Origin of the sequence: Sulfuricurvum sp., from assembly GCF_022759005.1 — a bacterium.
Taxonomy (GTDB): Bacteria; Campylobacterota; Campylobacteria; order Campylobacterales; family Sulfurimonadaceae; genus Sulfuricurvum.
This window is the reverse complement of sequence record NZ_JAEMQA010000089.1, coordinates 5,700-12,651: the sequence shown is the minus strand read 5'-3', so window position 1 is coordinate 12,651 and position 6,952 is coordinate 5,700. Positions and strand designations below refer to the sequence as shown.

Here is a 6,952-nt window from a genome sequence, read left to right as displayed (position 1 = left end):
TCGTAGCGGACAATACAACTTTGGATAAAGAGCTGGCACTTTTGGATCAAAACTACGTTATGGATGACTCTATGACGGTTGCAGAAGCGATCACAAAAGAGGCGGCAAAACACGGCGGAACGGCTGAGCTCGTAGAGTTCATCAAGTACGAAGTGGGTGAAGGTATCGAAAAACAAGTCAACGATTTCGCTGCCGAAGTCGCTGCACAAATGGCGTAAGCCAAATTCCATTTATCTATTCCCGCATTAGCGGGAATATTTCTTTTTTTACGCCCCTTAAACATTTTTTCTCACTGCATATATTTTCATCACAGCAGATAACAGAATATTTGCAAATAAAATCTTATATTGCTATAATATTTCAAATTATCATAGTTAAGAAATAAAAGGAAAGGGGATAATATGAACGCCCATTTTGTTCTCGACAGCAACGAGTTAAATTACGCATTTATTGATAAGCTCAGAGAGATGTTTCAAAACAAACGATTAGAAGTATCTATTTCAGAGACTGATGATACGGAGTATTTATCTTCTTCAAAAACACCGCTCCGCCATTAATTTCTTTTTAATCGTCTCAGTCTACCCCTCGTTCCCACTCTCCGAGTGGGAATGCATACACACAGAAAATACAAGGTACTGCTCCAACTCAGGAGAGTAGGAGCAAGGAAAAAAATACTCAAAAATCGCTTTAAATGTCGAAGGGTAAATGATTTTAGGGGGGCAAGGGGCGTAAACCCCTCAGCCTCAGTGTTACCGCTCCATTAACGATACGGAAAAGTGTTATTGCGTCAAAATTATAACGAAAGAAGTCTAAAAGTCAAGATTAGAATAATTACTCCCTATTCATCCTTTTTAATCTAATTTCCTTTATAATTCCCCTATGACACTTTTAAAAGCAACTTCACTTTCCCATTCATTCGATTATCCCCTTTTTGAGGATGTCTCTCTTTCTCTCAATGCGGGTGAATCGATGGCCATTGTCGGTGTGAGCGGAAGCGGGAAGTCAACTTTGATGCATATTCTATCTTCACTCTTGCATCCCCTAAAAGGGAACGTAGAGCTCTTCGGAAACGATATTTATAGTATGGATGATAAATCACTCGTCAAACTGCGCCGTAATGATTTAGGGATGATTTACCAAAGCCATTATCTTTTCAAAGGGTTTAGCGCTTATGAAAACCTTGAAGTGGCAACTCTGCTATCTGGAGAGGTGATTGATCCCACATTACTAAAACGTTTGGGTATTGATCAAGTGATTAACCAAAAAGTGACCGAACTCTCCGGAGGGCAGCAGCAACGTGTTTCGATTGCACGGGTGATGTCCAAAAAGCCCCGTTTGATTTTTGCCGATGAGCCTACGGGAAATCTGGATCATTCGACGGCATTGGAGGTGATGGAGATTTTTGATGATTATCTACGGACACATCAGGCCGCATTGGTTTTGGTGACCCATGATGAAGCGCTAGCCAAACGGTGCACGCATGTTTATCGAATGCAAGATCACAGCTTGAAAGAGGTGTAGCGCATGGAGTGGGCAGAAATATTCAGCGAAGAGCGTACCGTCGCGTTTATTTTGCTCTTTACCCGTTTTAGTGCCCTTTTTATGGCGGTTCCTATCTTTTCTCATATGAATATCCCCATATCGATCAAAGCGGCAATGGCATTTTTCTTTACCGTCTTTTTCTTCGGGGTTGTCCCTCCGCTACACATTCCTACCGATGCACTGAGTTTGACCGTTGCGATTTTAGGTGAAATGCTTTTCGGTTTAGCGGTTGGGGTCGTATTGCAGCTGGCGTACCATGTAATTACGTTTGCAGGGGGGCAAATCTCTTTTATGATGGGGTTCTCTCTTGCTTCGGCGATTGATCCGCAATCAGGGGTATCCATGCCGATCGTCAATCAATTTTTGGCGCTATTGGCCCTAATGATTTTATTGATTTTTGATTTGCACCATTGGATACTCTTATATGCATCGGCATCTATTTCATCGGTTCCTCTGGGCGGGTTTATGATCACAAAGTCCCTTTTCCAATACATCATGCATGCCATGACCAATATGTTCGTCGTCGGTTTTATGATCGCATTTCCGATTACGGCGTTATCGATGCTGGCGGATCTCATTTTCGGAATGTTGATGAAAACGATGCCTCAGTTTAACTTGTTGGTAATCGGTATGCCGATTAAAATAGCCGTGTCGTTCGTCGTATTGATGGTGACGTTAGGTGCCACTTTGATGATTGTTACTTCCCAAACCCAAAGTGCGTATAATTTCCTCGAAAAATTATTCTAAATAGTTTCTTGATGCGTGTATTAGCGGTTGCATGGTGCGATCAAGTCTGCGAATCTCATCGGATGAATCGGTACAATGCATCGTAATAGGGCGTGAAGCGAATAGATCTTCGTCAATAGGGGCATTGGCACTGCACGCTAATGTAGAGTCAATAATAATAACGGTTTGTTTGAGGGCAACGGTAGAGAGAAATAGATCAATATTGCGATACTGTATCAAGGAGAGAGGCTCCCCTTTTGGATCGTTGAGAATAAATTTGATTGATCCCCCTTTCTTTGCGGAGGCGATAATGGCTTTAGACAGGGAGGGGTGATGATACTGATTGCTAATAATCACAACCGAAGAGCTCTTTTTGATGGATTGGCTTATTTCATGGATAAATCGAGTGTGATGATCGGGGAAAAGATAGGGATATTCCTGTGAATAAAGGGCAACAAAAACAAAAAGAGGGATCAGAAATTTTATCATTTAACGGTTTTTTAGTTACAATGATACCACTTAGCGTATAATTGAACAAGAAAGATATTTTCAAGAGGGGTAGCAATGAAGATTTTGTTGTTTAACGATAATCCGGTAGTTCGCAAACTGGTCGCTCTCAGTGCTCAGAAAACAAAAGATGAATTATCTGTCGTGTGGAGTGTGGATGAGATCGAAGGATCAGAATACGATTTGCTCATTATGGATGATGCACTGTATAGTGACGATACGTTTGAATCGTTGAACAATAGAATTGACGTAAAAAGCAAATTATTAATGGCGACACGTGGCAATGCCGTACCGGACGGATTCGATCATGTGATTAACAAACCGTTTTTGCCGACCGATTTGGTTGATTTGCTCATTCATATTGAGAAGAAAGAGGCAGGATCCAACCCGCTCAAAGAGAGCACAGAAAGCTCACCGCCGGTTTATTCCATCAATCTTGAAGATGCCCTGCCGGAACTCGAATCCTCAGATATGCAATTGCATGAGATGCAAGGATTTGACGATGAAGAGTTTGATTTCGGCGGATTAGACGAGATAGACGAAAAACTCCCTGAAACGAGCGTTTTGGACAAAGAAGAGGTTCAAGAAGTTCAAGGGCTTTTGGAAGATGCCGAATCGGCTATAGACGATATTATTGTCGAAGATATTCATGCGCCGGAATCGGATGATCACGCAATTATGGAGTCGATGGACGAGATTGATTTTGATGATGTTTCGGAAACAAAACCTATCGAAGAAGAGTTTGACTTTGAGGGATTGCTTGGTGAAGAAGCCTTGGAAAATGCCGAAGAAACAACCGATAAAGCGATGTTGGACGAAGAGGAATTCGGTGCGATTGAGCTCCCTTCTGATCTTGAGGATGCGAACACATTTGACGAGACGGCACTTTTGGGCGAAGAACCGATTGAGTTTGGCGAAGAGCCGATGGATGAAGAGACTGCTCTGCCGGAAGAATTGGATTTCGATGATAGCATGTTAGAAGAGATGGATTTGCCTGAACTTGGCGATGAGGATAATTATCTAGATGCGCTTGAGGCTAAAATCAACGATGCAGTTAGCGGATTAAAAAGTGAAGATTTGGAACAAGAACTCTCTCCGGAAGATTTGGATGAGAGTTTGATGGCCGATCTGGATTTGGATCTACCTGAGAGTGAGGAAGTGGGTGAAGCATCTATGAACGGTTTGGACGAATTGGATATGCTCGATGAGTTAGAACTCAAACGTGCTATCGGAGAAGAGGTCAAAGAGGAGAGTTTCGATGCACAAGAGGAATTTTCGGATACCATTGAAAGCGTAGATAAAGAGGATGACGCATTTGAAGAAGTATCGGATAAACCGGCTCCTTCAGAAACATCAGCTGCCCATCCTGAAGGGGTTGAAGCACTTCAGGCCCTTCTTAAAGCCCTCTCAAACGAGGATGTCGCAAAATCTCTCAAAGGGATGAATATCAGTATTAATATTAATTTTGGAAATGGCGCATGAATCGAAGCAGTGGGGCAATATTGGTATTATCAGGACCTAGCGGAGCGGGAAAAAGCTCCCTTATCAATAAAATCAAAGATCATATCGGACCCACCTATTTTTCTATCTCGACGACCACCAGAGCGATCCGAGAGGGTGAAATTGACGGGGTTCATTACCATTTCGTCACCGTAGATGAGTTTAAAAAAGATATTGAGCAAGAGATGTTTTTGGAGTATGCGATAGTTCACGGCAACTACTACGGAACATCCCTTGGACCGGTTAAAAAAGCGCTTAAAGAGGGAAAACTGGTTATTTTTGACATTGATGTTCAGGGGCATGATGCCGTCCGAAATAGACTCAGTGATATTACGACGTCGGTATTTATCACCACTCCGACACTCGAAGAGCTCAAAAAGCGGCTTTATACCCGTTCGACTGACACTCAAGAGGTGATTGAAGGTCGTATTGAAATGGCAAAACGGGAAGTGCAACGGATTAGTGAATACGATTTCTTGGTCGTGAATGATGATCTGGAAGAGGCATCGGAGATTTTGATTTCGATCGCAAAAGCGGCACGGATGAAAATTCCGACGTTGCAAATCAACGAATTTGTCCACCAGTGGGAAGAACAAAGTTAAAGATATAACAAAAAGATATGGGTAATCTCATAAGGACGATTACAGCAATCTACCGTTATACTGCTCCAATTTATTTTTAATGGACAAAAGGAAATACCTATGGGTGGTTTTACAAGCGGAAGTCATTGGTTAATAGTTCTTGCAATCGTTGTATTGCTATTTGGAGCGAAAAAAATCCCTGAGCTTGCAAAAGGCGTTGGACAAGGGATCCGTAATTTCAAAAAAGAGATGAAAGACGAAGAACCGACTGCATCTGCACCGACAGCTCACGAAGCTCCGAAACAAGTTGATGCTACTGCAACGACAACAGCAGAAACTCAAAAAACTACACCACAAGCGTAAGCCTTGAAGCAGCGAGTCAGTGCGCTGTTGCGCGAGAAATTTAATTGTGACGTTATCCTCGAAAAACCGAAAGATCGCTCTTTTGGTCACTTCGCTACCCCAATCGCTTTTTCCCTTGCAAAAGAGCTACGAAAATCTCCAATGGCGATTGCCGAGGAGATTGCTGCATCGTTTAACGAACATGAGATGTTTGGTGCGGTTGAATCGGTCAAAGGGTACATCAATTTTCGTCTCTCCGAGTCGTTTTTGGATGAGTATGCATCGTGGGCTTTGAGTCACGGTGAGCAGTTTGGAAGCAGTGATAAAAAAGGTTCAATCCTTCTCGAATTCGTCAGTGCAAATCCGACAGGACCGCTCCATATCGGGCATGCTCGTGGTGCGGTATACGGGGATACGATGCTCCGTCTCGGCCGCCATCTGGGCTACGATATTACCGCTGAGTATTATGTTAATGATGCGGGGAATCAAATTGATCTACTCGGCGTATCGTTACAGCTCGAAGGGCGCAGCTCTTTGCTGGGAGAAAGCGTCGAATGGCCGGAAAAATACTATCGCGGGGAATACCTGAGTGATTTGGCCAAAGAGGTTGTTGAGCTTTTCGGCGCAGAGGCGTTGCGTGATGAGAGCCGTCAAAAAGAGCTGGCACTGTGGGCAAAAGATAAAATTTTGGCTCTCATCGTGGATGATCTCAAAGCGATCAACATTGAGTTTGATACCTTTGTGAGTGAAGCGTCATTGTACGATGAGTGGGATCGTGTCATGGCGAAAATGGGCGAGGGCGTTTACGTCAACGAAGGGAAAACTTTTATCCGTTCGTCTGAGCTCGGTGATGATCATGACCGTGTTGTCGTCCGTGAAGACGGCCGTCCGACATACCTCGCCGGAGACATTATCTATCATAACCAAAAATTTGAGCGCGGATTTGAGGATTATATCAATATCTGGGGAGCGGATCACCACGGTTATATCGCCCGTGTAAAAGCGGCAATCACCTATCTTGGATACGATGCGTCCAAGCTCGAAGTGCTCCTCTCACAAATGGTGAGTCTTCTCAAAGACGGCGAACCGTTCAAGATGTCCAAACGTGCGGGAACGGTGATTCTCATGAGTGACGTCGTAGAGGAGATCGGATCAGACGCTCTGCGTTTTATGTTTGCATCCAAAAAATGCGATACGGCGCTCGAATTTGACATCGAAGAGTTGAAACGTCAAGACAGTTCGAACCCGATCTATTATATCCAATATGCGCATGCCCGTATCCAAACGTTGATCGCAAAAAGCGAAAAGAGGATGGATGAGATTATGGCTGCCCATTTGCATGGATTGAGTAGTGATGCGGACGGATTGTTATTTGAAGCATTGTTGTTGCCGGAAATCATTGACGATGCGTTTGAATCGCGTCAAGCACAAAAACTTCCTGATTATCTGAAAGTATTAGCGGGAAGATTGCATAAATTTTACTACGATACCCGTATTATCGGAAGCGAAGATGAAGCGGCATTGCTTAAGCTCCTCCTTGTCGTTGCCCTCTCGATTAAAACAGGGCTTTCGCTTCTCGGAATTCAAGCAAAAGATCGAATGTAATCATTCGATCTTCTTTCTTTTTTATCCCAATAGTCTCGTAACGTTTTGTCGCAGAAGATCGTTTTGATGTGCGATCGCAATTTGAGTCATATCCAATTTTAGATTGCTTTGCTGGAACTCTTTGATCGCTTTTGCCATGTCGGTATCGG

At 43.4% G+C, this 6,952-nt stretch carries 7 protein-coding genes and 2 pseudogenes; 8 read left to right on the top strand and 1 reads right to left on the bottom strand.

Annotated features, from left to right (window positions below):
- The 4 genes and pseudogenes from JHC35_RS06135 to fliR all read left to right on the top strand — a co-directional run.
- Positions 1-218, top strand: a pseudogene (locus JHC35_RS06135) (elongation factor Ts); the annotation flags it as partial.
- A gap of 183 nt (positions 219-401) precedes the next feature.
- The gene (locus JHC35_RS06130; RefSeq protein ID WP_295043037.1) at positions 402-557 is read left to right on the top strand and encodes a hypothetical protein; all 156 of its coding nucleotides are present in this window, start codon (positions 402-404) and stop codon (positions 555-557) included.
- Between the two features lie 322 nt (positions 558-879).
- Complete coding sequence (locus JHC35_RS06125; RefSeq protein ID WP_295043035.1) at positions 880-1,521, top strand: ABC transporter ATP-binding protein; 642 nt, start codon at positions 880-882, stop codon at positions 1,519-1,521.
- A 3-nt stretch (positions 1,522-1,524) separates the two neighbouring features.
- A complete protein-coding gene (gene fliR / locus JHC35_RS06120) occupies positions 1,525-2,289 on the top strand; it encodes a flagellar biosynthetic protein FliR (protein ID WP_295043033.1) in 765 nt (254 codons plus the stop codon).
- Here the strand turns inward: fliR and JHC35_RS06115 are convergent.
- Positions 2,281-2,757 (bottom strand): hypothetical protein, encoded by a 477-nt coding sequence (locus JHC35_RS06115; protein WP_295043031.1) that lies wholly within the window; start codon positions 2,755-2,757, stop codon positions 2,281-2,283. The genes fliR and JHC35_RS06115 overlap by 9 nt on opposite strands.
- A gap of 75 nt (positions 2,758-2,832) precedes the next feature.
- Between JHC35_RS06115 and JHC35_RS06110 the strand changes: the two genes are divergently transcribed.
- From JHC35_RS06110 to argS, 4 genes and pseudogenes are all read left to right on the top strand, one after another.
- Complete coding sequence (locus JHC35_RS06110; protein ID WP_295043029.1) at positions 2,833-4,257, top strand: hypothetical protein; 1,425 nt, start codon at positions 2,833-2,835, stop codon at positions 4,255-4,257.
- Positions 4,254-4,877, top strand: a complete 624-nt coding sequence (gene gmk / locus JHC35_RS06105; protein WP_295043027.1) for a guanylate kinase — start codon at positions 4,254-4,256, stop codon at positions 4,875-4,877. The genes JHC35_RS06110 and gmk overlap by 4 nt, the downstream gene beginning before the upstream one ends.
- Before the next feature lie 99 nt (positions 4,878-4,976).
- Positions 4,977-5,120, top strand: a pseudogene (locus JHC35_RS09320) (twin-arginine translocase TatA/TatE family subunit); the annotation flags it as partial.
- Between the two features lie 102 nt (positions 5,121-5,222).
- On the top strand, positions 5,223-6,803 hold the full coding sequence (argS, locus tag JHC35_RS06095) for an arginine--tRNA ligase (RefSeq protein WP_295043023.1): 1,581 nt from the start codon (positions 5,223-5,225) through the stop codon (positions 6,801-6,803).
- Positions 6,804-6,952: the final 149 nt, after the last annotated feature.

Coding starts and splice junctions, on each gene's coding strand:
- JHC35_RS06130 (WP_295043037.1), top strand. CDS start 402: ATGAACGCCCATTTTGTTCTCGACAGCAACGAGTTAAATTACGCATTT.
- JHC35_RS06125 (WP_295043035.1), top strand. CDS start 880: ATGACACTTTTAAAAGCAACTTCACTTTCCCATTCATTCGATTATCCC.
- fliR (WP_295043033.1), top strand. CDS start 1,525: ATGGAGTGGGCAGAAATATTCAGCGAAGAGCGTACCGTCGCGTTTATT.
- JHC35_RS06115 (WP_295043031.1), bottom strand. CDS start 2,757: ATGATAAAATTTCTGATCCCTCTTTTTGTTTTTGTTGCCCTTTATTCA.
- JHC35_RS06110 (WP_295043029.1), top strand. CDS start 2,833: ATGAAGATTTTGTTGTTTAACGATAATCCGGTAGTTCGCAAACTGGTC.
- gmk (WP_295043027.1), top strand. CDS start 4,254: ATGAATCGAAGCAGTGGGGCAATATTGGTATTATCAGGACCTAGCGGA.